This window comes from Flavobacterium panici (genome assembly GCF_903819335.1).
Classification (GTDB): domain Bacteria; phylum Bacteroidota; class Bacteroidia; order Flavobacteriales; family Flavobacteriaceae; genus Flavobacterium; species Flavobacterium panici.
The window spans coordinates 1-536 of the sequence record NZ_CAIJDE010000035.1; the positions used below are offsets into that span (position 1 = coordinate 1).

Here is a 536-nt window from a genome sequence, read left to right on the forward strand (position 1 = left end):
TATCGCAAAATGATTGAAATTGCTGAGCAGGAATTCAAAATTAAAATTGTAAAAAAGTCCAATACCAAGTAATTCAGGAGATGAAACACAATTATCCCAAGATTGGTTTAGGCAAATTTTGTCAATTACTTGGCGTAACCAGACAGGCATATTATCAGCACTTTTGGTACCAGCAGCAGCTTGCTTTTGAAGATGAACTAATTGTTTTTGAGGTATTAAAAATTAGAAAAAATCATCGTCATATGGGAGGAAGAAAGTTATATGAACTTTTACAGCCTTTCTTATTAGAGCATCAGATAAAAATGGGAAGAGATAGACTTTTTGATATTTTGTCTGCTAATTTTTTATTAGTCAGGCGTAAGAAAAAGCCAAATATCACTACTGATTCGTTGCATAGATTTAAGAAATATCCCAATCTTATCAAAGAATTTGTACCAATTTGCCCTAATCAATTATGGGTAAGTGATATAACATATTGGAGAATTAAGGATAGTTTTATGTACATAAGTTTTGTTACTGATGCTTATTCCAGAAAA

At 31.2% G+C, this 536-nt stretch carries 1 pseudogene; it reads left to right on the forward strand.

Going from position 1 to position 536, the window contains the following annotated elements:
• Positions 1-80: 80 nt before the first annotated feature.
• Positions 81-536 (forward strand): annotated as a pseudogene (locus tag FLAPXU55_RS08565) (IS3 family transposase); the annotation flags it as partial.